This is a genomic window from Micromonospora humi (genome assembly GCF_900090105.1).
Classification (GTDB): Bacteria; Actinomycetota; Actinomycetes; order Mycobacteriales; family Micromonosporaceae; genus Micromonospora; species Micromonospora humi.
Map to the genome: position 1 here is coordinate 408,261 of NZ_FMDM01000001.1, position 21,581 is coordinate 429,841.

General features: G+C 74.9%; 22 protein-coding genes and 1 pseudogene. 20 read left to right on the top strand and 3 right to left on the bottom strand.

All coding sequences use genetic code 11. The features are described from left to right. Window positions 1-49: 49 nt before the first annotated feature. Both GA0070213_RS01775 and GA0070213_RS01780 read right to left on the bottom strand, forming a co-directional pair. On the bottom strand, window positions 50-397 hold the full coding sequence (locus GA0070213_RS01775) for a TcmI family type II polyketide cyclase (protein ID WP_091056003.1): 348 nt from the start codon (window positions 395-397) through the stop codon (window positions 50-52). 98 nt (window positions 398-495) lie between these two features. Beyond that, the gene (locus GA0070213_RS01780) at window positions 496-1,335 is read right to left on the bottom strand and encodes an AfsR/SARP family transcriptional regulator (protein ID WP_091056006.1); all 840 of its coding nucleotides are present in this window, start codon (window positions 1,333-1,335) and stop codon (window positions 496-498) included. A 436-nt stretch (window positions 1,336-1,771) separates the two neighbouring features. On the opposite strand from GA0070213_RS01780, the gene GA0070213_RS01785 reads away from it, so the two are divergent. The 8 genes and pseudogenes from GA0070213_RS01785 (at window position 1,772) to GA0070213_RS01820 (ending at window position 9,588) form a co-directional block, all read left to right on the top strand. Continuing rightward, complete coding sequence (locus tag GA0070213_RS01785) at window positions 1,772-2,134, top strand: TcmI family type II polyketide cyclase (RefSeq protein ID WP_091056009.1); 363 nt, start codon at window positions 1,772-1,774, stop codon at window positions 2,132-2,134. Then, a pseudogene (locus GA0070213_RS01790) lies at window positions 2,131-3,822 on the top strand (acetyl-CoA carboxylase carboxyltransferase subunit alpha); the annotation flags it as partial. The gene GA0070213_RS01785 and the pseudogene GA0070213_RS01790, both read left to right, overlap by 4 nt. 128 nt (window positions 3,823-3,950) lie before the next feature. Continuing rightward, window positions 3,951-4,427, top strand: a complete 477-nt coding sequence (gene accB, locus GA0070213_RS01795; RefSeq protein ID WP_091056011.1) for an acetyl-CoA carboxylase biotin carboxyl carrier protein — start codon at window positions 3,951-3,953, stop codon at window positions 4,425-4,427. Continuing rightward, the gene (locus GA0070213_RS01800; protein WP_091056014.1) at window positions 4,427-5,977 is read left to right on the top strand and encodes an acetyl-CoA carboxylase biotin carboxylase subunit; all 1,551 of its coding nucleotides are present in this window, start codon (window positions 4,427-4,429) and stop codon (window positions 5,975-5,977) included. The genes accB and GA0070213_RS01800 overlap by 1 nt, the downstream gene beginning before the upstream one ends. Beyond that, entirely contained in the window at window positions 5,974-6,669 is a 696-nt protein-coding gene (locus tag GA0070213_RS01805) for an SRPBCC family protein (protein WP_091056016.1), read from the top strand. The genes GA0070213_RS01800 and GA0070213_RS01805 overlap by 4 nt, the downstream gene beginning before the upstream one ends. Further along, window positions 6,666-7,076 (top strand): cupin domain-containing protein, encoded by a 411-nt coding sequence (locus GA0070213_RS01810; RefSeq protein ID WP_091056018.1) that lies wholly within the window; start codon window positions 6,666-6,668, stop codon window positions 7,074-7,076. Before GA0070213_RS01805 ends, GA0070213_RS01810 begins: the two co-directional genes overlap by 4 nt. Beyond that, a complete protein-coding gene (locus GA0070213_RS01815; protein ID WP_091056021.1) occupies window positions 7,073-8,344 on the top strand; it encodes a beta-ketoacyl-[acyl-carrier-protein] synthase family protein in 1,272 nt (423 codons plus the stop codon). Before GA0070213_RS01810 ends, GA0070213_RS01815 begins: the two co-directional genes overlap by 4 nt. Beyond that, window positions 8,341-9,588 carry a beta-ketoacyl synthase N-terminal-like domain-containing protein gene (locus tag GA0070213_RS01820; protein WP_091056024.1) on the top strand — a complete coding sequence of 416 codons (1,248 nt, stop codon included), beginning with the start codon at window positions 8,341-8,343 and terminating at the stop codon, window positions 9,586-9,588. The genes GA0070213_RS01815 and GA0070213_RS01820 overlap by 4 nt, the downstream gene beginning before the upstream one ends. Window positions 9,589-9,635: 47 nt before the next feature. Here GA0070213_RS01820 and GA0070213_RS31370 read toward each other — a convergent pair whose 3' ends face one another. Next, window positions 9,636-9,782, bottom strand: coding sequence for a hypothetical protein (locus GA0070213_RS31370; protein ID WP_175441164.1), 147 nt, complete (start codon window positions 9,780-9,782; stop codon window positions 9,636-9,638). 269 nt (window positions 9,783-10,051) lie between these two features. On the opposite strand from GA0070213_RS31370, the gene GA0070213_RS01825 reads away from it, so the two are divergent. The 12 genes from GA0070213_RS01825 to GA0070213_RS01880 all read left to right on the top strand — a co-directional run bounded on the left by GA0070213_RS01825 (window position 10,052) and on the right by GA0070213_RS01880 (window position 21,580). Beyond that, complete coding sequence (locus tag GA0070213_RS01825; RefSeq protein ID WP_091056027.1) at window positions 10,052-11,437, top strand: class I adenylate-forming enzyme family protein; 1,386 nt, start codon at window positions 10,052-10,054, stop codon at window positions 11,435-11,437. A gap of 214 nt (window positions 11,438-11,651) precedes the next feature. Continuing rightward, a complete protein-coding gene (locus GA0070213_RS01830) occupies window positions 11,652-11,915 on the top strand; it encodes an acyl carrier protein (RefSeq protein ID WP_091056030.1) in 264 nt (87 codons plus the stop codon). Continuing rightward, window positions 11,915-12,160 (top strand): hypothetical protein, encoded by a 246-nt coding sequence (locus GA0070213_RS01835; protein ID WP_091056033.1) that lies wholly within the window; start codon window positions 11,915-11,917, stop codon window positions 12,158-12,160. The genes GA0070213_RS01830 and GA0070213_RS01835 overlap by 1 nt, the downstream gene beginning before the upstream one ends. After that, window positions 12,153-13,283, top strand: coding sequence for a beta-ketoacyl-[acyl-carrier-protein] synthase family protein (locus tag GA0070213_RS01840; protein ID WP_091056036.1), 1,131 nt, complete (start codon window positions 12,153-12,155; stop codon window positions 13,281-13,283). The genes GA0070213_RS01835 and GA0070213_RS01840 overlap by 8 nt, the downstream gene beginning before the upstream one ends. Before the next feature lie 107 nt (window positions 13,284-13,390). Continuing rightward, window positions 13,391-13,882, top strand: coding sequence for a hypothetical protein (locus GA0070213_RS01845; RefSeq protein ID WP_091056038.1), 492 nt, complete (start codon window positions 13,391-13,393; stop codon window positions 13,880-13,882). Next, window positions 13,879-15,498, top strand: coding sequence for a class I adenylate-forming enzyme family protein (locus GA0070213_RS01850; protein ID WP_091056041.1), 1,620 nt, complete (start codon window positions 13,879-13,881; stop codon window positions 15,496-15,498). The genes GA0070213_RS01845 and GA0070213_RS01850 overlap by 4 nt, the downstream gene beginning before the upstream one ends. After that, window positions 15,495-16,736, top strand: coding sequence for a beta-ketoacyl-[acyl-carrier-protein] synthase family protein (locus GA0070213_RS01855; RefSeq protein WP_091056044.1), 1,242 nt, complete (start codon window positions 15,495-15,497; stop codon window positions 16,734-16,736). The genes GA0070213_RS01850 and GA0070213_RS01855 overlap by 4 nt, the downstream gene beginning before the upstream one ends. A 60-nt stretch (window positions 16,737-16,796) precedes the next feature. Continuing rightward, window positions 16,797-17,870 (top strand): 4-hydroxyphenylpyruvate dioxygenase, encoded by a 1,074-nt coding sequence (gene hppD, locus GA0070213_RS01860; protein WP_091056046.1) that lies wholly within the window; start codon window positions 16,797-16,799, stop codon window positions 17,868-17,870. Between the two features lie 53 nt (window positions 17,871-17,923). Next, a complete protein-coding gene (locus tag GA0070213_RS01865; protein WP_091056632.1) occupies window positions 17,924-18,847 on the top strand; it encodes a phytanoyl-CoA dioxygenase family protein in 924 nt (307 codons plus the stop codon). Window positions 18,848-18,849: 2 nt separating this feature from the next. Then, a complete protein-coding gene (locus GA0070213_RS01870) occupies window positions 18,850-19,647 on the top strand; it encodes a DUF3050 domain-containing protein (RefSeq protein WP_091056049.1) in 798 nt (265 codons plus the stop codon). Continuing rightward, a complete protein-coding gene (locus tag GA0070213_RS01875) occupies window positions 19,644-20,615 on the top strand; it encodes a thiamine pyrophosphate-dependent dehydrogenase E1 component subunit alpha (RefSeq protein WP_091056052.1) in 972 nt (323 codons plus the stop codon). Before GA0070213_RS01870 ends, GA0070213_RS01875 begins: the two co-directional genes overlap by 4 nt. Beyond that, the gene (locus tag GA0070213_RS01880) at window positions 20,615-21,580 is read left to right on the top strand and encodes an alpha-ketoacid dehydrogenase subunit beta (protein ID WP_091056054.1); all 966 of its coding nucleotides are present in this window, start codon (window positions 20,615-20,617) and stop codon (window positions 21,578-21,580) included. The genes GA0070213_RS01875 and GA0070213_RS01880 overlap by 1 nt, the downstream gene beginning before the upstream one ends. Window position 21,581: the final 1 nt, after the last annotated feature.

A 21,581-nucleotide genomic window follows, 5' to 3' on the forward strand; every position in this document is an offset into this window, starting at 1 on the left:
TGGTGCCGTGCGCGGTCCCGGGACGCCCCCGTCGGTGGCCCGTGGCCGGTCAGCGGATCCGGTCGGGCGTGGGGGTGTCGGCGGAGTCCCAGCTGTAGAAGCAGCCGGCCACGGCGTCGCGGGGCGAGTGCCAGGTCGGCAGGTACGGCGCGGTGTGCGCGGACAGCCGTTCGTTGACGTGTGCGTAGAGCGGGTGGTCGCGCAGCTCGGCGGCCAGCTCCGGCGCCACGTCGACGGTCTCCATCAGATGCACGCACAGGTCGTGCAGGTAGTAGAGCGACCGGTGCCGGACGCCGGTGAGCCGGGGCAGCTCGGTCGCGTCGGACTCGGCGAAGATCTGTGCCACCCGGCCCTGCGAGCCGGGCACGATCCGGCTGACCACCAACAGTCGACTCATCGCAGTCCCCTTCCGCCGCGCTGCCGCCGCGTCGCCCCCGGGCCGGGCGGCGGCGGTCGTCGTGCCTCCACCGTGGCGGTGCGGGTGTCACCTCGCCGTCACGGCGTACCCCTGGGCATTGATGGCGGTGGCGTGGTCGCGCCGCGCGGATGCGGCGCCGGGCGGCGCGGCGCGGCGCCGGTGGCCGGGCCGGCGCGGCGTGTCGGCGGCTCCGGGCGGCTGGCCCGGCGGATCGGGGCGAGGGTGTCGTCGAGCAGGGCGGTCATGGCCGGGGACGGTTCCAGGCGCAGCTCACGCAGGAGCAGGTCGCGGTAGACGTAGAAGGAGTGCACCGCCTCGAACGCGTTGCCCTCGGCGAGGTGGATGCGGACGACCAGGCGGTGCGGGGTCTCCCGCAGCGGCTCGGCCGCCATCGCCTCCAGCGCCGCTTCGAGGGCCTCGCCGTGGCGCCCGGCGACGAGGTGGTTGCCGGCCAACTCCTCCAGCATGTGCAGGCGCAGTTGGCGCAGTCGCTCCCGTTCCAGCAGCACCCAGTCGTCGTACCAGCCGGGGAGCAGGTCGTGCCGGCCGGCGCCGGTGACGCCGCGGGGGACCGCGCCCTCGCGGACCCGGGCGGCGGCCTCGACCAGTTCGTCGGTGTCGAGGTGGACGGTGGGGTCGAGGCGGACGGTGTCGCCGTCGGTGCGCAGCGGACAGCACGGGTCCTGGCGCAGCCGCCAGAGCGCGGTACGCAGCGAGGAGAGCGCCCGTTCCTCGGGGTTCTCCGGCCAGAGCAGGCCGGCGAGGTGGCTGCGGGTGGCGCCCGGGCGCAGCCCGATCAGCGCGATGACGCGTTGCAGGCCGCGGGGCACCACCACCGGCGTGCCGTCGTGCAGCAGTTGGAAACCGCCGAGCAGGTGCAGCGCCACCCGGGGGGCGTGGTCTCCCGCCGTCGGCATCCTCGATCCACCGGACACGGCGCACCCCCCACCGCCGGGCACCTGAGTCCCGACTGTCCTGTCTGCCCGGATTCTCGCCCTCGACCCCGGTGTCGGAACGTCTCCACCACGGTGGTCGGACGTGTGCCGTGGCCGGGTCGATCGGAACGGAGAATATCAACGTCTGTTACTCTCAGTCAACGTCCCCAGCTGCCGTTGACGCTCCGTAGCGGATTCGTAAGTCCCCTGTGATCTGCGAAAAAGTGTCGTCAACGGGAAAGCGGAAGTGGATCTTCGCATAGCTCGCGCACAGCTTGCGTCAACGCAGCGTCACCATCCTGGCGGGCCGGTGGTGGTGGCCGGTTGACGCCGGGTTGACGCCGCCGGCGGCACCGTGAGCCATCCGTGCGGCGTGACCGATCCGCCGCGCACCGGGACGTACCAGGGGAGGCCGCGGATGGACCGTTCGCTCATCGTCGCCAAGGTGGTGCCCACCGCCGAGGACCGGGTCGCCGAGATCTTCGCCGAGTCCGACGCGACCGAGCTGCCCGGCCTGGTCGGCGTGCGCCACCGCGCCCTCTACCGGCTGCACGACCTCTACGTGCACCTGCTGGAGACGGAGTCACCGACCGAGGGGGCGGTCGAGGACGCCCGCGGGCACCCCGAGTTCGTGCGGATCAGCGAGCGGCTGCGGCCGTACGTCTCGCCGTACCTGGCGACCTGGCGCTCGCCCCGCGACGCCATGGCCCACTGCTTCTACCGGTACGACGCCCCGGGCCGCCAGGCGAACCCGCACGACGCCGCCGGGCGGCGGCCGTGACCACCACCGCGCCCCGCGACGAGCAGCTCTGGTCGCGGTGCGACGGTTGCGCCTCGCTGCTCTACCGCAAGCGGCTACGCCGCAACCTGGACGTCTGCCCGGAGTGCGGCTCGCACGCCCGGTTGGACGCGCCGGAGCGGGTGGCGCAACTGGTCGACCCGGACTCGTTCGCCCCACTGCCCGACCAGGCGGTCCGGGTCGACCCGATCGGCTTCGTCGACGCGCTGCCCTATCCGCACCGGCTCGGCGCCGCCCGCGCCGGCACCGGCCTGGACGAGGCGGTGGTCTGCGGCACCGCCCGGCTGGGCGGCCACCCGGTCGCGCTGGCGGTGATGGACTTCCGCTTCCTGGGCGGCAGCCTCGGCTGCGCGGTCGGCGAGCTGATCACCCGCACCGCCGAACGGGCGCTCGCCGACGGCATCCCGCTGGTGCTGGTCACCGCGTCGGGCGGGGCGCGGATGCAGGAGGGCGCGCTGTCGTTGATGCAGATGGCCACCGTCAGCCAGGCCCTCGCGGGGCTGCGCGAGGCGGGTCTGCTCACGGTCAGCGTGGTCACCGACCCGACGTACGGCGGGGTGGCCGCGTCGTTCGCCACCAACACCGACGTGGTGCTGGCCGAGAGCGGCGCCCGGCTGGGCTTCGCCGGCCCCCGGGTGATCCGGCAGGTCACCGGCGCGGCGCTGCCGGACGGGTTCCAGACCGCGGAGTATCTGCTGCGGCACGGGCAGGTCGACCTGGTGGTGCCCCGGCACGCCCTGCGGGGCCGGCTGGCCGCGCTGCTCGCCGCCGCCGAGGCCGGCCGCCGTCCGCCGGCCACCGGGCCGGCGCCGCGCCCGTCCGCCGCCGTGTCTCCCGCCGCCGCGCGCCCGGCCCGCGACCCCTGGGAGACGGTACGCACCGCCCGGCACCCCGGCCGACCGACCACGTTGGACTATCTGGAGACCGCGTTCGACGGTTTCGTCGAGCTGCACGGCGACCGGCTCGGCGCGGACTGCCCGGCGATCGTCGGTGGCGTGGCCCGCCTCGACGGGCGGCCGGTGATGGTGATCGGCCACCAGAAGGGGCACACCACCGCCGAGCTGGTGGCCCGCAACTTCGGCATGGCCTCCCCGGCCGGGCACCGCAAGGCGCTGCGGCTGATGCGCCTCGCGGCCCGGCTCCGGCTGCCGGTGGTGACGCTCGTGGACACCCCGGGCGCCGACCCGGGGGTGACCGCCGAGCAGCAGGGTCAGGCCGCGGCGATCGCGGAGAACATCCTCGCGCTGAGCGTGCTGCCCACGCCGGTGGTGGCGGTGGTCACCGGGGAGGGCGGCAGCGGCGGCGCGCTGGCCCTGGCCGTCGCCGACCGGGTGCTCATGCTGGAGCACGCCGTCTACTCGGTGATCAGCCCGGAGGGCTGCGCCGCGATCCTGTGGCCGGACAGCTCGGCCGCACCGCAGGCCGCCCGCGCGTTGCGGCTGACCGGCGCCGACCTGTGCCGGCTCGGCGTGGTCGACGAACTGGTGCCGGAGCCGCACCCGGCGGCACACGGCGACCCGGTGGGCGCTGCGGAGCTGCTGGGCCGGGCGGTCGCGGCGAACCTCGCCCCGCTGCTCACGGTCCCCCCGGCCACCCTGGTGCGCCGCCGCCGCCAGCGCTTCCGTCGCTTCGGCGCGGCGCGCTCCGCCGGCCCGTCGGCCGGGGGAGCGGCGGCCGGTGCGCCGGCTGCGACGGTGGCGGCCCGCTCCGTCGGCCCCTCACCGGGACCGGTGGCGGGCCGCGTCGCCGCCGAGCCGGGCGGGGGCGCGTCGGCCGGCGGCCGGACGGAGGTGGCGTGATGGCGGACGGCGAGGCCGAGCAGCTGCTGGACGGGCTGCGCCGACAGGCCCACCGGCTGGTCGCCGACCTGGCCGGCCCGGTCCGCCGGGTGCGGCTGCGCAGCGGTGACGCCGCGCTGGAGGTGGAGTGGCACGACCCGGTGCCGGCGCCGCGTGCCGGGCACCCGCCCGACGGCGAGCCGGTGACGCGGGCCGACTCGGACCCGGCGCCCGCAGCCGACCGGCCGACCGTGCGCTCACCGGTGGTGGGCACGTTCTACCGGGCCCCGGAGCCGGGCGCCGCACCGTTCGTCGCGGTCGGCGACCTGGTCCGGCCGGGCCAGGTGATCGGCGTCGTGGAGGCGATGAAGCTGATGAACGAGGTGACCGCCGGCCAGGCCGGCCGGGTGGTCGAGGTGCTGGTCGAAGACGGCAAGCCGGTCGAGTACGACCAGCCGCTGATCGCGCTGGACCCGGTCGCCGGAGCGGACGCCTGATGTTCGAGAAGGTGCTGATCGCCAACCGGGGCGAGATCGCGCTTCGGGTGCTGCGGGCCTGCCGGGAACTCGGCGTGCGGACGGTGGTGGTGCACTCCAGCGCCGACGCCGACTCGCTGCCGGTGCGGCTGGCCGACGAGGCGGTCCGGATCGGTCCGGCGGCCAGCCGCCGCAGCTACCTCAACGCCGCGGCGATCGTCGAGGCGGCCCGGCAGACCGGCGCCCAGGCGGTGCACCCCGGTTACGGCTTCCTCTCCGAGGACGCCGACTTCGCCGAGATCTGCGCCGAGAACGGGCTCGTCTTCGTCGGCCCGCCGCCGCAGGTGATGGCCGCGCTCGCGGACAAGTCCACCGCCCGGGCGTTGATGAGCCGGGCCGGGCTGCCGCTGCCGCCGGGCAGCGTGCGGACGTCGCCGACCGTGTCCGACGCCCAGGAGGTGGCCGCCGAGGTCGGCTACCCGGTGATCGTCAAGGCCGCGGCCGGCGGGGGCGGGCGCGGGATGACAGTGGTGCGCTCCGCCGCCGAGCTGCCCCGCGCGTACGCCCGTACCCGCGCCGCCGCGCAGGTCGCCTTCGGCGACGACCGGGTGTACGTCGAGCGCTACCTCGCCGACGCCCGCCACGTCGAGGTGCAGGTGCTCTGCGACGACCAGGGCAACGGTGTGCACCTGGGCACCCGGGACTGCTCGGTGCAGCGCCGGCACCAGAAGCTCATCGAGGAGGCGCCCGCGCCGGCGCTGCGACCGGCCACCCTGGACACGCTCGCCGAGGTGGCCCTGCGCGGCGCGCTGTCGGTCGGCTTCACCGGCGTCGGCACCGTCGAGTTCCTGGTCGACGACGCGGAACGCGCCCACTTCCTGGAGATCAACTGCCGGATCCAGGTGGAGCACCCGGTCACCGAGATGGTCACCGGCATCGACCTGGTGCGGGAACAGCTCCACGTCGCCGCCGGCACGCCGCTGCGCCTGCGGCAGTCCGACGTGCGGCTGCACGGGGTGGCGATCGAGTGCCGGGTCAACGTGGAGGACCCGGACCGCGACTTCGCGCCCGCGCCCGGCCGGCTGGACCGGTTCCGGCCGCCCGGCGGCCCGTTCACCCGGGTCGACACGCACGGCCACGTCGGCTACCTGGTCAGCCCGCACTACGACTCGCTGCTGGCCAAGGTGGCGGTCTGGGCGCCGGACCGCGACGCCGCGCTGGACCGGCTCGACCGGGCCCTGGCCGAGTTCGACGTGGCCGGCCCCGGGGTCCGCACCACCATCCCGTTCGCCCGGCGGGTGTTGCGCGACCCCGCGTTCCGGGCCGCCCGGCACACCACCGCGCTGGTCGAGCACCTGCTCGCCCCGCGCCCCGAAACCGTCCCGCACGCCGAAACCGTCCCGCACGCCGAGGCCGTCCCGCACCCCGAAACCGTCCCGTACCCCGAGGCCGACCCGCGCCCGGAAGCCGGGCGCACCGTGCCCGACCCGCGCGCCGAGGCCGACCCGGCTGCCCGTACCCCCGCTCCCGCCGTGCCTGCCGCCGGCCCGACCACCTGGAGGAACCGATGACCCTCGCCCCCGACCGCCCGCTGACCAGCGAGATCACCGAGATCCTGGTGACGCACTGCGGCCTGGACCCGGACGCCGCCGCCGGCGCGCCGGCGGCCAGCCTGGAGGAGCTGGGCATGGATTCGCTGGCGCTGCTCGAACTCGCCGCGGTCGTGGCCGACCGGTACCGGGTGAAGATCCCCGAGCAGGCCGGCGGGCTCAGCATCGCCGGCGTCGCCGACCTGGTCGCCCGCCGGGCGGACCCGCCCGGGCACACCGAGAACGCGGTGGACATCGCCGCGCCGCTGCCACTGGTCTGGGACGTCACCAACGATGTGGCCCGGTGGACCGAGCTGTTCACCGAGTACGCGGTGGCCGAGATCCTGCACCGCGACGGTGACACGGTCCGCTTCCGGCTCACCATGCATCCGGACGAGAACGGGGTGGCGTGGAGCTGGGTCAGCGAACGCACCGCCGACCCGGTCACCCGGCAGGTGCACGCCCGGCGGGTGGAGACCGGCCCGTTCGAGTACATGCGCATCCACTGGCGCTACGAGGAGATCCCCGGCGGCACCCGGATGACCTGGATCCAGGACTTCGCCATGAAACCCGGGGCGCCGCTCGACAACGCCGGCATGACCGAGCGGATCAACACCAACAGCGCGATCCAGCTCGCCGTGATCAAGGAAAAGATCGAGGGGGCGGCGCGATGACCGACACCACCACGGCCCGGGTCTCCGCGCGCGACGTCCCCGCCGACCGGCGGCGCGGTGGGGAGCTGCGGGTGCTGCTCGGCCCGAAGACCGTCGGCAGCACCTCCGGTTTCATGGGGGTGGCCACGCTCGCGCCGGGGGAGCGGATCGCCGAGCACTACCACCCGTACAGCGAGGAGTTCCTCTACGTGGCGCGCGGCGCCATCACCGTCGACCTGGACGACCAGCCGGTCCCGGTGGCCGCCGGCGAGGCGCTGTACGTGCCGAAGGACGTCCGGCACCGGCTGCGCAACACCGGCGACGAGCCCGCCGAGGTGGTCTTCCACCTCGGCCCGCTCGCGCCCCGCCCGGAACTCGGCCACGTCGACACCGAGAGCGCCGCCCCACCGCCACGGGAGCCGTCGTGACCGGCCGGCGCACCGTGGTCACCGGGGTCGGGGTGGTGGCCCCCGGCGGCGCCACCCGGGACCGGTTCTGGAAGACGATCACCGAGGGGCGGACCGCCACCCGGCGGATCAGCTTCTTCGACCCGTCGCCGTTCCGCTCGCAGATCGCCGCCGAGTGCGACTTCGACCCGGACGCCGCCGGGATCACCCTGGCCGAGCGGCAGCGCGCCGACAGGTACGTGCAGTTCGCGCTCGCCTGCTCCGCCGAGGCGCTCGCCGACAGCGGGCTGACGCTCACCGACGCCGAGCGGGAGCGGGCCGGCGTGGTGCTGGGCACCGCCGTCGGCGGCACCATGGCGCTGGAACAGGAGTACGTCCGGGTCAGCGACTCCGGCCGGCACTGGCTGGTCGACCACACCCTCGGCGGCCCGTACCTCTACCAGGCGCTGGTGCCGAGCAGCCTGGCCGCGGACGTGGCCTGCCGGCACGGCCTGCACGGCCCGGCCCAGGTGGTCTCCACCGGCTGCACCTCCGGCATCGACGCGATCGGGTACGCCCACCAGCTCGTCGCCGACGGCGAGGCCGACATCGTGCTGGCCGGGGCCGCCGACTCGCCGATCTCCCCGGTCACCGTCGCCTCGTTCGACGCCATCGGGGCCACCAGCGGAGACAACGACGACCCGGAGCACGCGTCCCGGCCGTTCGACGCCGACCGGCACGGCTTCGTGCTCGCCGAGGGCGCGGCGGTGCTGGTGCTGGAGGAGGCCGAGCACGCCCGCCGCCGGGGCGCGCACGTCTACTGCGAGGTCGCCGGCTACGCCAGCCGCAGCAACGGCTTCCACATGACCGGCCTGCGGCCGGACGGCGCGGAGATGGCGGTGGCCATCACCGACGCGCTGCGCCAGGCCCGGCTCGCCCCGTCCGCCGTGTCGTACGTCAGCGCGCACGGCTCCGGCACCCGGCAGAACGACCGACACGAGACCGCGGCGTTCAAGCGGGCCCTCGGCCCGGCCGCGTACCGGGTGCCGATCAGCTCGATCAAGTCGATGGTCGGGCACTCGCTGGGCGCGATCGGCTCGATCGAGATGGCCGCCTGCGCGCTGGCCATCGAGTACGGCGTGGTCCCGCCGACCGCCAACTGGACCACCCGGGACCCGGAGTGCGACCTGGACTACGTGCCGAACGAGGCCCGCGAGGTGCCGGTGGACGTGGCGCTCTCGGTGGGCAGCGGCTTCGGCGGCTTCCAGTCCGCGATGGTGTTCCGCCGGCTCGCCGGGATGCCGGCATGACCGCGCGGGCGGTGGTGACCGGCATCGGCGTGGTCGCGCCCAGCGGCGTCGGCGCGGACGCGCACTGGGCCACCGTGGCGGCCGGGACCCGGCGCACCGGGCAGATCACGCTGTTCGACCCGGCGTCCTACCCGACCCGGGTGGCCGGCGAGGTGGCCGACTTCGACCCGGCCGGGTTCGTCGACGCCCGGCAGCGGGTGCAGACCGACAGGTGGAGCCACCTCGGCTTCGCCGCCACCCGGCTGGCGCTGGCCGACGCCGGGCTGGCGGACGTCTCGCCCGACCCGTACCGGTGGGCGGTGACGCTGGCCAGTTCCTCCGGCGGCAACCTGTTCGGGCAGCGGGAGCTGCAACGGCTCTGGGGCGGGCCGACCCGCACCGTCGGGGCGTACCAGTCGATCGCCTGGTTCTACGCGGCGAGCGTCGGCCAGTTGTCGATCCGGCACCAGTTCAAGGGCCCGTCCGGGGTGACCGTGTCCGAGTCGGCCGGCGGGCTGGACAGCCTGGCGCACGCGGTGCGCACCGTGCGGCGGGGCACCCCGGTGGTGATCGCCGGGGCCACCGAGTGCCCGCTCAGCCCGTACGCGCTGGCCTGCCAGCTCCGCTCCGGGCTGCTCAGCGACGTCGCCGACCCGCAGCGTGCGTACCGGCCGTTCGACGTCGCGGCCAGCGGTTACGTGCCGGCAGAGGGGGGCGCGGTGTTCGTGGTGGAGGACCTGGCGCACGCGCTGGGCCGGGGCGCCCGCATCTACGGGGAGATCACCGGCTGGGCGGCCACCCACGACGCCGCACCCACCGACCCGGAGCACGGGCCGGACCCGACGCACTATGCCCGCGCGGTGAAGCTGGCCCTGGACCGGGCCGCGGTCCGCCCGCACGACGTGGACGTGATCTGGCCGGACGCGCTCGGCGTGCCGGCGTACGACCGGGCCGAGGCGAGCGCGTTGCGTGCCGTGTTCGGCGACCGGACCCCGCCGGTGACCACGCAGAAGCCGCTGACCGGCCGCGCCCACCAGGGTTCGTCGGCGTTGGACGCGGCCACCGCGTTGCTCGCGTTCTCCCGTGGCGTGCTGCCGGTCTCCGCCGGCCCGGAGGAGCCGGCGCCCGGATGCGAGCTGACGTTCCTGCGCGAGCCCCGCGCACCGCGCAGCCGGATCGCGCTCGTCGGCGCGCGCGGGTTCGACGGGTTCAACAGCGCGCTGGTGCTGCGAGGCGCCGCGCCGCCGCCGGCCGCCGGGAGCTGACCGGCGCGGCCGGCCGACGGCGAGCCGACCGGCGGCCGGCGGGCCGGTCAGCGCCGGCGGTCGGCGCGACGGCGCAGGCTGCGGCCGGCGTCGCGGGCGCGGCCCGGCAGCCAGAAGCGGAGGCCGATCAGCACCGCGATCAGCACGACGAGCAGGACCAGGTAGAGACCGCGCATGGCTTCCCCCATCGGCATCGGCGGACCACCCCGGTCCGCCGATGCCGGAGTGCCCCGGACGCCGGCCGCGCAACCGCCGCGACTCGCGCAGGACGGCGCGGCCGGCGGGCCACCAAGCCGGCGTGCGCCCGATCCTGCCTGTCCGATCGAGCCTGAGCAATCCACCCAGCCGCTGTTTTGGATCTAGCCATTTGCATCTGGCGATGCGGAGAAGGCCCGACGTAGGGTTCCGTCAGTTCCCAAGGGGAACGGGTCTCACGTATCTCTAGGCTGGGCGGTGGCGGGTCGTGACCGGGGCGGAGAATCCACAGGCGACGGCGGGTTGGGTGGACGAGGTCCTGCTCGCCGGTCCGGCCGGCGACGTCTGCCTGCGCCTGCCCCAACCTGTCGACCGGGGCACGCTGCGCCGGCTGGTCGGTGAGGCGCAGGAGCGGATGACCGGGGCCGGGCTGCGTCCCGGCGGGGCGGTCGCGCTGCGCCTGCCGCCGTCGCTGGCGTACGTGGCGCACCTGCTCGCCACCTGGCGCGTCGGCGGCCAGGCGGTGCTGCTCGACCACCGGCTCACCGACCACGAGGTCGACCGGGCGCTGCACCGGCTCCAGCCGCAGGTCGTGGTCGCGCCGGTGCGTTCCGGCGGCGGCGCGCTGCGCGTCTTCGTCGACGTCACCGCCGGGGTGAGCGCCTGGTCCGACCGGCCCGCCGGCAGCCCGCACGCGGTGATCCAGCTCAGCTCCGGCTCCACCGGGCCGTCCAAGGTGATCGGTCGCACCGCCGAGGACCTGGTCGCCGAGGTGCGCCGCTACACCGAGATCGACGGGGTGGCCCGACCCGGCGAGCGGATCATCCTGCTGCCCAGCATGGTGCACGTGCTCGGCCTGGTCGGCGGCCTGCTCTACGGCCTGCACGCCGGCGTCGAGCTGTGCCCGCCGGAGCGGCTCAGCGGCGACGCGGTGCTCGCCGCCGTCGCCGCCCAGGACACCCCGGCCACCGTGCTCGGCGTGCCGTTCCACATCGGCCTGCTCGCCTCCACCGTGCCCGGCGGACCGCTGCCGCAGCTCACCCGGATGACCACCGGCGGCGAGCTGGTGCCCGCCGCGGTCGCCCGGGCCTTCACCGACCGCTACGGCGTCCCGCTGGGCAACATGTACGGGATGACCGAGGTCGGCGTCATCGGCACCGACCTGTACGGGCGTCACCGTCCGGCTATCGCCCCCGCCCCCGGCATCCGGGTGCGGGAACAGGACGGCGAGCTGTGGGTGAGCTGCCCGGCCAACCCGTACGTCGGGCTCGCCGACCCGACCCGCTGGGCCGACGGCTGGCTGCACACCCGCGACGCCGGCGTGGTCGACCCGGACACCGGGCTGGTGACCATCCGCGGCCGGCTCGACTCGCAGGTGTCGGTGGGTGGCCTGAAGGTCGACCTGACCGAGGTGGAGGCCACCGTCGCCGGGCTCCCCGGCGTCACCGCCGCGGTGGTGGTCTGGGACGACGGGATCAGCGCCTACGTGCAGCACGACGGCGCGTTGACCGAGGACGCGCTGGACCGCCTGCTCGCCGAGCGGCTGGCCGGCTTCAAACGACCCCGCGCCCTGCACCTGCTGAAACAGCTGCCGCGCACCACCACCGGCAAGCTGGTCCGCTCCGTACCGTCGCTGCGGGAGGCGGTCTCGTGACCGGCCCGCTGCGCGAGCACGACCACCACCGGGCGCCCGGGCGTTCGGCGTACCCCGATCCCCCACCCGGTCCGGCCGGGCGGCGCGCCACCCGCGCGCCGGACTCGCCGCCGCGTCCGCTCCCGTGCGACGCCGACGGCCCGGCCGGTCCCTGAAGGACACGGTGTCCCGACCGGGCACCGGTAACTGTTTCACCGGAAATGAGGTCCCACCCATGCGCGACGAGGTCCGCACCTTCGTCATCGAGCAGCTCGCCGACATGAACTACGACGTCGAGGAGATCGACGACGCCACCACCCTCGGCCCGTCCGGCGTCGACCTGGAGTCGCTGGCGCTGGCCGACCTCGCCGTGCGCGTCGAGGACCGCTACGGGTTGAAGTTCGCCGACGACGAGTCGGAGAAGCTGGCGCTGATGACGGTCGGCGAGTTCACCACCATGGTGGCCGACCGGGCCGCCGCGAACAGCGACCACTCCTGATGCCCGGTCAGCCCGACCTGGGGCGAGCTGACCTGGTGAGCATGCTCGCCGAACTGACCGCGAAACCCGCCGACCAGGTGCCGGACCGGGTCGGCTCGATGGAGCTGGCCTGGCTGGTGCACCTCGTCGAACAGCGCTACGACCGCCGGCTCGACCTCACCGACGACCAGCTCGCCGGCATCCGCACCGTCGACGACGCGCTGGCGGTGTTCCACACCTCGCTCACCGCTCCCGCTGATGGCTGACCGGGATCTCGTACGGATCACCGGCACGCACGCGGTCAGCGCCCTGGGCAGGGGCGCCGACGCGCTGCTGGCCGGGGTGCTCACCGGCGCCCCGGCGTTCAACCCGGTGCGCCGTTTCGACACCACCGGCCGCCGGGTCACCGTGGCCGCCACCCTGCCGGAGACCGGCACGCTCGCCGACGAACTCACCGACGCGATCGACCACGTGGTACGGGTCGCCGGGCTGGGCGCGGCCGACCGGGCGGGCGCGGCGCTGTTCCTGGCCACCCACGGCGGGCCGCCCTCGCTGCCCGTACCGGATCGGGCGCCGGAGCCGACGGTGCCGGCGCTCGCCGACCACCTGGCGTCCCGGTGCGGCCTGGGCGGGCGGACCCGGGTCTACACCACCGCCTGCGTGTCGGCGAGCACCGCGGTCGCCGACGCGGCCGCGCTGATCCGCCGGGGGGACCTGGAGCGGGTCGTGGTGGCGGCCGGCTACCTGGTCGAACCCGACCAGTTCGCACTCTTCGACGCCGGCCGGGCGCTCGCCGCCGACGGCGCGGTACGCCCGTTCAGCGCCGGCCGCACCGGCCTGCTGCTCGGCGACGGGGTGGCGGCGGTGGTGCTGGAGTCGGCCGACGTCGCCGCCCGACGGGGCGCGGAGACGGTGGCGACCGTGGCCGGGTGGGGTCGGGCCGGGGACGCCTACCACCCGTGCCAGCCGCATCCCGGCGGGGACGGGCTGGCGCGCGCGGTCGAGGCGGCGTTGCGCCGCGCCGGGCTGCCCCTGGGCGCGGTCGGCTACGTCAACGCGAACGCCACCGGCACCGCGTTCAGCGACGCCTCCGAGGCGGCGGCGTTGCGGCGGGTCTTCGGCGAGCGGGCCGGGCGGTTTCCGGTCAGCTCCACCAAGTCGGTGCACGGGCACGCGTTGGAGGCGTCCGGGCTGCTCGAACTGGTGGTCACCGTGCTGGCACTGCGGGACGGCACGCTGCCGCCCACCGCCGGCTGGCTGGCCGCCGACCCGGACTGCCCGCTGGACGTCATCCGCGACGCGCCCCGTCCCGCCGCCAGCGGGCACGCCCTGACCCTCAACGCCGCCTTCGGCGGCGCCAACACCGCGCTCCTGGTGAGTGCCCCGTGACCGCCCCACCGCACCACCCCACTCCGCGATCTTGCACGTTCGGCCCCGACGGAAGTGGCACAACGCCCATACCGGGGGCACCAACTGCAAGATCGACGAGCTGGGGGGTGCTGGCCGAGGCGCGCTGGCCCGAGGACGGGGACGGGAGAGCTCCGGCCCTGCCGGGGTTCGTGCACTCGGAGTTCGCGCCGCTGGTGGCGGCGGTCGCCGAGCGGTGCCTCGCACGGCGCTACGGGTCCGGGCCGCTGCCGGCCGGGAACCGGACGGCGGTGCTGGTGGTCAGCGCGAGCGGCGACACCGCCGGGGCGGCGCACGTGCGGGCGACGGTGGCCGCCGGCGGGCGGGTCGGGCCGCTGTTCTTCTTCCAGTCGGTGCCGAACAGCGTGGCCGGGCACGTCGCGGCGCGCTGGGGACTGGACGGGCCGGTGGTGTGCCTGAGCCCCACCGGCGACCCGAGGGCCGAGGCGGAGGCCGAGGCCGAGCTGTTACGCCACGACGGCGACGCCGCGCAGGCGTTGCTGATCCTGATCGAACTGGCACCGGACGGCACGCCGGGCGAGGCGACCGCGGTGCTGCTGGGGGAGGGGACACGTCAATGAGGACGAAGGGACTGCGCGGCGCGCTGGCCGCCGACACCGACCTGGGCGCGGGCAACGTGCTGGCCCGGGTGCTGGCCCACGGCGCCGACCCGGACGGCCCGGGGCTCACGTTCGACACCGCCGTCGACGGGCGGCCGGCGGAGACCCCGCTGACGCTCGGCGAGCTGGACCGGATGGTCTCCGCCCGGGCGGCCTGGCTGCACGAACGCGGGGTGAAGCCGCGTGACCCGGTCGCGGTCTGGGCCACCGCCGCGGCCGACATGGTGCTGTCGTTCCTGGCGCTCACCCGCCTCGGCGCGATCCCGGCGCTGATGAACGGCAAGCTGCGCCCGGAGATCGCCGCCGAGTACATCCGCCGGCTGCGCGCCGCCGGGGTGCTCGCCGACGCGGCGCACGCCGCCGCGCTGGCCGGGCACGACCTGGGCGCGCCGCTGCTCGGCGAGCCGGCGACGGCCGGCGCCGGGGACCCGGACGCCGCGCCCGCGCCCTACCGGCACCACCCGGACGACCCGATCGTGATCACCCACACCTCCGGCACCACCGGCGTGCCGAAGGCCGTGCTGCACTCGCACGCCAGCCTCTTCGCCGCCACCCGGCACCTGCTGTCCATGCCGCAGGCGCAGGGCACCCGCCGGATCCTCAACGCGCTGCCCGCCCCGCACACCGCCACCGTGCTCATGGTCAACCAGGCGCTGGGCAACCGGGCCGAGATGTTCCTCCTCTCCGAGCAGGGCGGCGAACGGGTCCTCGACGCGATCCAGCGCTGGCGCCCGGACGGCGTGTTCGGCTTCTCGGTGACCTGGGCCGAGCTGGCCCGCTTCGACCTGTCCGGCTACGACCTCGACTCGGTGCGGCTGTGGTTCAACACCGGTGACTGCTCGCACGAGCCGCACGTGCGCAAGCTGGTCGCGGTCGGCTCGCGGGACGTGGTGACCCGCGCCGGGGTGACCCGGGTGCCCGGCTCGGTCTTCATCGACGGGCTCGGCTCCAGCGAGATGGGGCACTCGATGTTCCACGTCACGCACACCGTCGACACCAACCACTACGGCCGCTGCGTCGGTCGCCCGTACCGGTTCGCCACCGTGGCCGTGCTCGACGCCGACGGCAACGAGCTGCCCGCCGGGCAGGTCGGCTGGCTGGGCATCGACTCGCCGTCGCTGTTCCGCGGCTACTGGAACGACTCGGTCACCACCTACCGCTACCGGCTGCGCGGCTGGTACCTCACCGGCGACCTGGTGTACGCCGACGCCGACGGTCGCTACTACCACCTGGACCGGGCGGTCGACTCGGTCGAGACGGCCGACGGGACACGCTTCTTCACCGCGCTGTCCGAGGAGCGGATCCTCGCCGCCTGCGCCGACGTCACCGACTGCACGGTGGTGATCGTCAAGGCGGACGACGGCAGCGTCACCACGGACGTGCTGCTGGAGCTGGCGGCCGGCGCCGACCCGGCGCACGACCGCACCGCCCGCATCCGCGCCGCGCTCGGCGCGGACGTCGCGGCCACGCTGCGCCGGGTGGTGCCGGTGAGCGCCGACGACATCCCGGTCACCGTGACCGGCAAGGTACGCAAGGTGGCGCTGCGCGAGCGCTACCTGACCGAGGCGCCGTCATGACCGCCCTGATCACCGGCATGGGGCTGTTCACCCCGGTCGGGCGCGGCGTGGCCGAGACGATCGACGCGCTGCTCGCCGGCCGCTCCGGGCTGCGCCGGCCCCCCGAGGGACACCCGGCGCACGACAGCCTGGAGGTGGCCGGGGTGCTGCCGCCGATCGACCCGCGCAGCGTCGCCAGCGGACCGGAGACGAAGATCCTCGACCGGGTCGTGCTGCTGGCCCTGATCACCGCCGCCGAGGCGCTCGCCGACGCCGGTATCGAGGTCGGGCGCGACGTCGACCCGGAGCGGATCGCGGTGATCGTCGGCGGGGTGGGCGGGATGTCCACGCTGGAGAGCCAGGTCCTGGCCCGGGCCGACCGGGGCCGCGCCGCGGTCAGCCCGTACCTGCTCACCGGCATCCTGCCGAACATGCCCTCGGCGCGCATCGCCATCGCGCACGGCATCCGCGGCTACAGCTCGGCGGTCGGCACGGCCTGCGCCTCCGGCGCCCAGGCCGTCGCCGACGGGGTACGCCTCATCCGCGCCGACGAGGCCGACGTGGTGGTCTGCGGGGCGAGCGAGGCGCCGCTGTTCGGCACGTTCGCCGACACCTTCGGCAACGCCCGGGCGCTGGCCCGCGGCTGGGACGAGCCCACCGAGGCGAGCCGGCCGTTCGACAAGCGGCGCAACGGGTTCGTGCTCGCCGAGGGCGCGGCGCTGCTGGTGCTGGAGCGTGCCGGGCACGCCGCGGCGCGGGGCGTGACCGGGTACGCCGAGGTCGCCGGCTACGGGACGAACACCGACGCGTACCACCCGACCGCGCCGCGCCCGGACGGCGCCGGCGCGGCCGCGTGCATGCGCAAGGCCCTGGCGGCGGGCGGGATGGCGCCGGCCGACGTCGGCTACGTCAACGCGCACGGCACCGGCACCAAGCTCGGCGACGTCGCCGAGACCACCGCGCTGGCCGAGGTGTTCGGCGTCGGCGGGGTGCCGGTCAGCTCCACCAAGGCGCTCACCGGGCACCTGCTCGGCGCGTCCGGGGTGCTGGAGGCGGCGGCCACCGCGCTGGCGCTCGGGCGCGGCCTGCTCCCACCCACGTACCACCTGGACGACCCGGACCCGGAGTGCGAGGCGGACCACGTCCGCGCCGTACCCCGACCCACCCGGACCGACCACGCGCTGACGAACTCGTTCGGGTTCGGCGGCCAGAACGTCAGCCTGCTGCTGCGCCGGGTCGCCACCCCGGTGACGGGCTGACCGACTCCACCCCCGGGTGAGGTGCCCGGGTCGCGATCACGGGGGAAGAGGGGGAAGCCCATGCACGTCAACGGCATAGACCATCTGGAGCTGTACGTGGGGGACGCCCGGCAGGCGGCCTTCTACTTCGACAACGCGGTCGGGTTCCGGCTGCACGGCCAGGGCGGCCCGGAGACCGGGCTCGCCGGGCAACGCACGCTGCTGCTGGCACAGGCCGGCATCCGGCTGCTGCTCACCACCGGCCTGTCCGCCGAGCACCCGGCCGCCGGCTACGTGCACCGGCACGGCGACGGCATCGCGGTGGTGGCCCTCGCGGTCGACGACGCCGCCGGGGCGTACGCGGAGCTGGTGGCCCGGGGTGCGACGCCGGTGACGCCCCCGCGCACCTACACCGGCGCGGACGCCGAGGTGGTGCTCGCCGAGGTCGGCGGCTTCGGCGACGTGCTGCACCGCCTCGTCGAGCGACGCGGCGACCGGAGTGTGTTCCTGCCCGGCGCGATCGAGCCGGTGCCGGCCGCGGACGGCGACGCGCTGCTCGCCGAGGTGGACCACCTGGCGGTCTGCGTGCCGCCCGGGCAGCTCGACGAGACGGTCGCGCACTACGAGAAGGTGTTCGGTTTCGCCGAGATCTTCGACGAGCACATCGAGGTCGCCGGCCAGGCGATGAACTCCAAGGTGGTGCAGAGCCCGTCCGGGCAGGTGACGCTGGTGCTGCTGGAGCCGGACACCGGCGCCCGGCCCGGGCAGATCGAGGACTTCCTGCGCTGGCACGCGGGCGCCGGGGTGCAGCACCTGGGGCTGCGCACCGACGACATCGTCGCCACGGTCGGCGCGCTCGCCGGCCGGGGGGTGCGGTTCGCCCGCACGCCCGGCGCCTACTACGACGACCTGGAACAGCGGGTCGGGCGGCTCGACGCGCCCGTCGACCGGCTGCGCGAGCTGAGCATCCTGGTCGACTCCGACCACGACGGGCAGCTCCTGCAGATCTTCACCGAGTCGATGCACGTGCGTCGCACGCTCTTCCTCGAGGTGATCGAGCGGCGCGGGGCGCGCACCTTCGGCAGCGGCAACATCAAGGCGCTCTACGAGGCGAAGGAACGCGAGCTGGCCGCGGCGGAAGGGATTACGGCATGAGTGAACGCACCGAGCGAAGCGAGGGCCGTGAGGCCATGCCCGGCCAGCTGGGCATGACCACCATCGATCCCGGGCTGACTGCGGAGGAGGAGGCGCTGCTGCCCTCCGACGACGACGTCCGGCACTACGCCGAGCACGGCTGGTACCTGTCGAAGAAGCTGTTCACCGACGACGAGGTGGACGCCCTCGTCGCGGCGACGGACCGCTACTACGCGGGGGAGCGCGACCGGCGGCTGCCGGTGCGCCCGCCGAAGCTCGCCTACTGGGAGCCGTCGCGCGGCGACGTGCAGCGGCACAACGACTACGTCCACCACGAGCACGACGGGATCGCCCGGATCCTGCGCAAGCCGTTGATCGGGGCGGTCGCGGCCCGGCTGGCCCGGGCCACCGAGATCCGGATCTTCCAGTCCACGCTGATCTGGAAGCCGCCGATCGCCGGCGAACCGTCGAACATCGTGCCCTGGCACTTCGACAAGCACTACTGGGCCTCGTCGTCGTCGGAGGACATGCTCACCGCGTTCATCCCGTTCCACGACTGCGGCGAGGAGATGGGCACCATCACCGTGGTCGACGGCTCCCACCGGTGGCGGGAGATCGGCGCGGACGACACAGTGGTCCGGCACTTCGCCGACCGCGACCGCGGCCAGCTCGAGGCGATGCTGGCCGAGAACGCGGCGTACAACCACGCCGAGATCCGCAAGATCCCGATGGTGATCCCCAAGGGGCACATGAGCTTCCACCACTGCCGCACCTACCACGGCAGCGGCGCGAACGTCAGTGGCCGCCCCCGGCGGGCGGTCTCGCTGCACCTGCAGGACGGCGCGAACGCCTGGCGGGAGTATCCGCTCTCCGACGGCACGCTCGCCGCGTACAACCACGACGTGCTGGTCCGCCGCACCCACGAGGGCCGGCCGGACTACGCGGACCCCGATTACTGCCCGGTCATCTGGCGCGACCGCGCCCAGCAGGGAGGCTGACAATGTCACGGTACGACTGGGGAAAGACGCACCCGGGCATCGAGCGGCTGGAGCGGGCGGTGACCGAGCGCCGCGACGTGGTGGTCAAGCACCCGCTCTACGCCAACCTGGACACCCACCAGGCGCTGGTCACGTTCATGGAGCACCACGTCTTCGCGGTCTGGGACTTCATGTCGCTGCTGAAGTCGTTGCAGCGCCAGCTCACCTGCGTCACGGTGCCGTGGATCCCGACCGGCCCGACCGGCAGCCGCCGTCTCATCAACGACATCGTGATGGTGGAGGAGAGCGACGAACTGGGCGAGGGCTACATCAGCCACTTCGAGCTGTACGTCAACGGCATGACCGAGGCCGGCGCCGACACCACCGCCGTGAACAGCCTGGTCGACCTGCTGCGCGCCGGCCGGCCGGTCACCGAGGCGCTGGGTGAGGCGGGGGTGCCGGCGGCCTCGGCCGCGTTCGCCGGCACCACCTGGCGGATCATCGAGACCACCCCGGTGCACTGCCAGGCGGCCGCGTTCGCGTTCGGCCGGGAGGACCTCATCCCGGAGATGTTCACCCAGGTCGTCGCCGTCAACGAGCGCAGCAACCGGCTGAACACGTTCGTCGACTACCTGGAGCGGCACATCGAGGTCGACGGCGAGCAGCACACCCCGATGGCCATGCAGATGCTCGCCGACCTGTGCGGCGACGACGACACCAAGTGGCAGGAGTGCGCGGACACGGTCAACAGCGCGCTGGCCGCCCGCGCCCGCCTCTGGGACGACATCCTCGCCGCGATCAAGGAGGGCCGTCCGGCGTGACCGGACCCGACCCGGTCTGGCTCTACCGGACCGTCCGGCTGATCCGCCGCTTCGAGGAGCGGGCGATCGAGCTGGTCGACGCCGGGGAAATCGTCGGCGGCATCCACCCCTACCTGGGCCAGGAGGGGATCGCCGCCGGGGTGTGCGCGGCGCTGGCCGCCGACGACCTGGTCACCGGCACCCACCGCGGGCACGGGCACGTGCTGGCCAAGGGCGCCGACCCGGCCCGGATGCTGGCCGAGCTGTGCGGCCGGGTCACCGGGCTGAACCGGGGCCGGGGCGGGTCGATGCACGCCGCCGACTTCGGCGTCGGCGTGCTCGGCGCCAACGCCATCGTCGGCGCCGCCGGCGCGATCCTCACCGGCGCGGTGTGGGAGCGCCGGCGGCGCGGCGCCGACGTCGTCGGCGCGACGTTCTTCGGCGACGGCGCGGTCAACGAGGGGATGCTGCTGGAGGCGTTCAACCTGGCCGCGCTCTGGCAGGTGCCGGTGCTGTTCGTCTGCGAGAACAACGGCTACGCCACCACCATGCCGGTCGCCGGCGCGGTCGCCGGCACCGTCGCCGGGCGGGCCGCCGCGTTCGGCATGCCGTCGACCGCCGTCGACGGCCAGGACCCGGAGAGGGTACGCGAGGCGAGCGCCGCCGCCGTCGCGCGGATGCGCGCCGGCGGCGGTCCCGAGCTGATCGAGGCGCACACCTACCGGTTCGACGCCCACCACACCTTCGAACACCGGGTACGCCTCGACTACCGGCCGCCGGAGGAGGTGGCCGAGGGCCGGTCCCGCGACCCGGTCGACATCCAGGGCGCCCGCCTCGACCCGGCGGTCCGGGCCGAGGTGGACGCATCCGTCGAGGCGGTCCTCGACGCCGCCGTCGACTTCGCGCTGGCCGGCCCGCATCCCGACCCGGCGACCGCCCTGGACCACCTGTACGCCAGCGGGCTGACCGCCCGGACCGGAGGTGGCTGATGCCCCGGCTCTCCTACCGCAGGGCGCTCACCCGGGCGCTCGCCGACGAGATGACCCGCGACGAGTCGGTAGTGGTGCTCGGCGAGGACATCCGGGTGGCCGCCGCGAACGTGACCACCGGGCTGCTGAAGAAGTTCGGCCCGGAGCGGGTCCGGGACACCCCGCTGTCCGAGCAGGCGTTCACCAGCTTCGCCACCGGCGCGGCGCTGGCCGGGGCCCGCCCGGTGGTGGAGTTCCAGATCCCGTCGCTGCTGTTCCTGGTCTTCGAGCAGATCGTCAACCACGCGCACAAGTTCCCGTTGATGACCGGCGGCCAGTGCGCGGTGCCGGTCACCTACCTGGTGCCCGGTTCCGGCTCCCGCACCGGCTGGGCCGGGCAGCACTCCGACCACCCGTACGCGCTCTTCGCCCACGTCGGGGTGACCACGGTGGTGCCGGCCACCCCGGCCGACGCGTACGGCCTGCTGGTCTCCGCGATCCGCTGCGACGACCCGGTGGTGGTGTTCGCCCCGGCCGGCGCGCTCGACCTGCGGGAGGACGTGGCCGAGCCGGCGCCGGTGCCGTTGGGTCGGGGCGTGGTCCGCCGGTCGGGCGACGACGTGACGGTGGTCGCGGTCGGGCATCTGGTGCACGACGCGCTCGCGGTCGCCGAGGAGCTGTCCGGGCAGGCGTCGGTGGAGGTGTTCGACCCCCGCACGCTCTACCCGTTCGACTTCGACGGGCTGGTCGACTCGGTGCGCCGCACCGGCCGGCTGGTCGTGGTCGACGACGGCAACCGCTCCTGCGGTATCGCCGGCGAGATCATCGCGACCGTGGTGGAGCGGGTCCGGCTGGCCGCCCCGCCCCGGCGCGTCACCCGGCCCGACGGTGCCGTGCTGCCCTTCGCGCCGGCCCTGGACCGGGCCGTGCAGCCCGGCCGAGACCAGCTCACCGCCGCCATCCAACTGACCCTCAAGGACGGATGAA

Excerpts from the sequence above, each read along its gene's own strand:
- GA0070213_RS01775 (WP_091056003.1), bottom strand. The coding sequence starts at position 397 with ATGAGTCGACTGTTGGTGGTCAGCCGGATCGTGCCCGGCTCGCAGGGC.
- GA0070213_RS01780 (WP_091056006.1), bottom strand. The coding sequence starts at position 1,335 with ATGCCGACGGCGGGAGACCACGCCCCCCGGGTGGCGCTGCACCTGCTC.
- GA0070213_RS01785 (WP_091056009.1), top strand. The coding sequence starts at position 1,772 with ATGGACCGTTCGCTCATCGTCGCCAAGGTGGTGCCCACCGCCGAGGAC.
- accB (WP_091056011.1), top strand. The coding sequence starts at position 3,951 with ATGGCGGACGGCGAGGCCGAGCAGCTGCTGGACGGGCTGCGCCGACAG.
- GA0070213_RS01800 (WP_091056014.1), top strand. The coding sequence starts at position 4,427 with ATGTTCGAGAAGGTGCTGATCGCCAACCGGGGCGAGATCGCGCTTCGG.
- GA0070213_RS01805 (WP_091056016.1), top strand. The coding sequence starts at position 5,974 with ATGACCCTCGCCCCCGACCGCCCGCTGACCAGCGAGATCACCGAGATC.
- GA0070213_RS01810 (WP_091056018.1), top strand. The coding sequence starts at position 6,666 with ATGACCGACACCACCACGGCCCGGGTCTCCGCGCGCGACGTCCCCGCC.
- GA0070213_RS01820 (WP_091056024.1), top strand. The coding sequence starts at position 8,341 with ATGACCGCGCGGGCGGTGGTGACCGGCATCGGCGTGGTCGCGCCCAGC.
- GA0070213_RS31370 (WP_175441164.1), bottom strand. The coding sequence starts at position 9,782 with ATGCCGATGGGGGAAGCCATGCGCGGTCTCTACCTGGTCCTGCTCGTC.
- GA0070213_RS01830 (WP_091056030.1), top strand. The coding sequence starts at position 11,652 with ATGCGCGACGAGGTCCGCACCTTCGTCATCGAGCAGCTCGCCGACATG.
- GA0070213_RS01835 (WP_091056033.1), top strand. The coding sequence starts at position 11,915 with ATGCCCGGTCAGCCCGACCTGGGGCGAGCTGACCTGGTGAGCATGCTC.
- GA0070213_RS01840 (WP_091056036.1), top strand. The coding sequence starts at position 12,153 with ATGGCTGACCGGGATCTCGTACGGATCACCGGCACGCACGCGGTCAGC.
- GA0070213_RS01850 (WP_091056041.1), top strand. The coding sequence starts at position 13,879 with ATGAGGACGAAGGGACTGCGCGGCGCGCTGGCCGCCGACACCGACCTG.
- GA0070213_RS01855 (WP_091056044.1), top strand. The coding sequence starts at position 15,495 with ATGACCGCCCTGATCACCGGCATGGGGCTGTTCACCCCGGTCGGGCGC.
- hppD (WP_091056046.1), top strand. The coding sequence starts at position 16,797 with ATGCACGTCAACGGCATAGACCATCTGGAGCTGTACGTGGGGGACGCC.
- GA0070213_RS01865 (WP_091056632.1), top strand. The coding sequence starts at position 17,924 with ATGACCACCATCGATCCCGGGCTGACTGCGGAGGAGGAGGCGCTGCTG.
- GA0070213_RS01870 (WP_091056049.1), top strand. The coding sequence starts at position 18,850 with ATGTCACGGTACGACTGGGGAAAGACGCACCCGGGCATCGAGCGGCTG.
- GA0070213_RS01880 (WP_091056054.1), top strand. The coding sequence starts at position 20,615 with ATGCCCCGGCTCTCCTACCGCAGGGCGCTCACCCGGGCGCTCGCCGAC.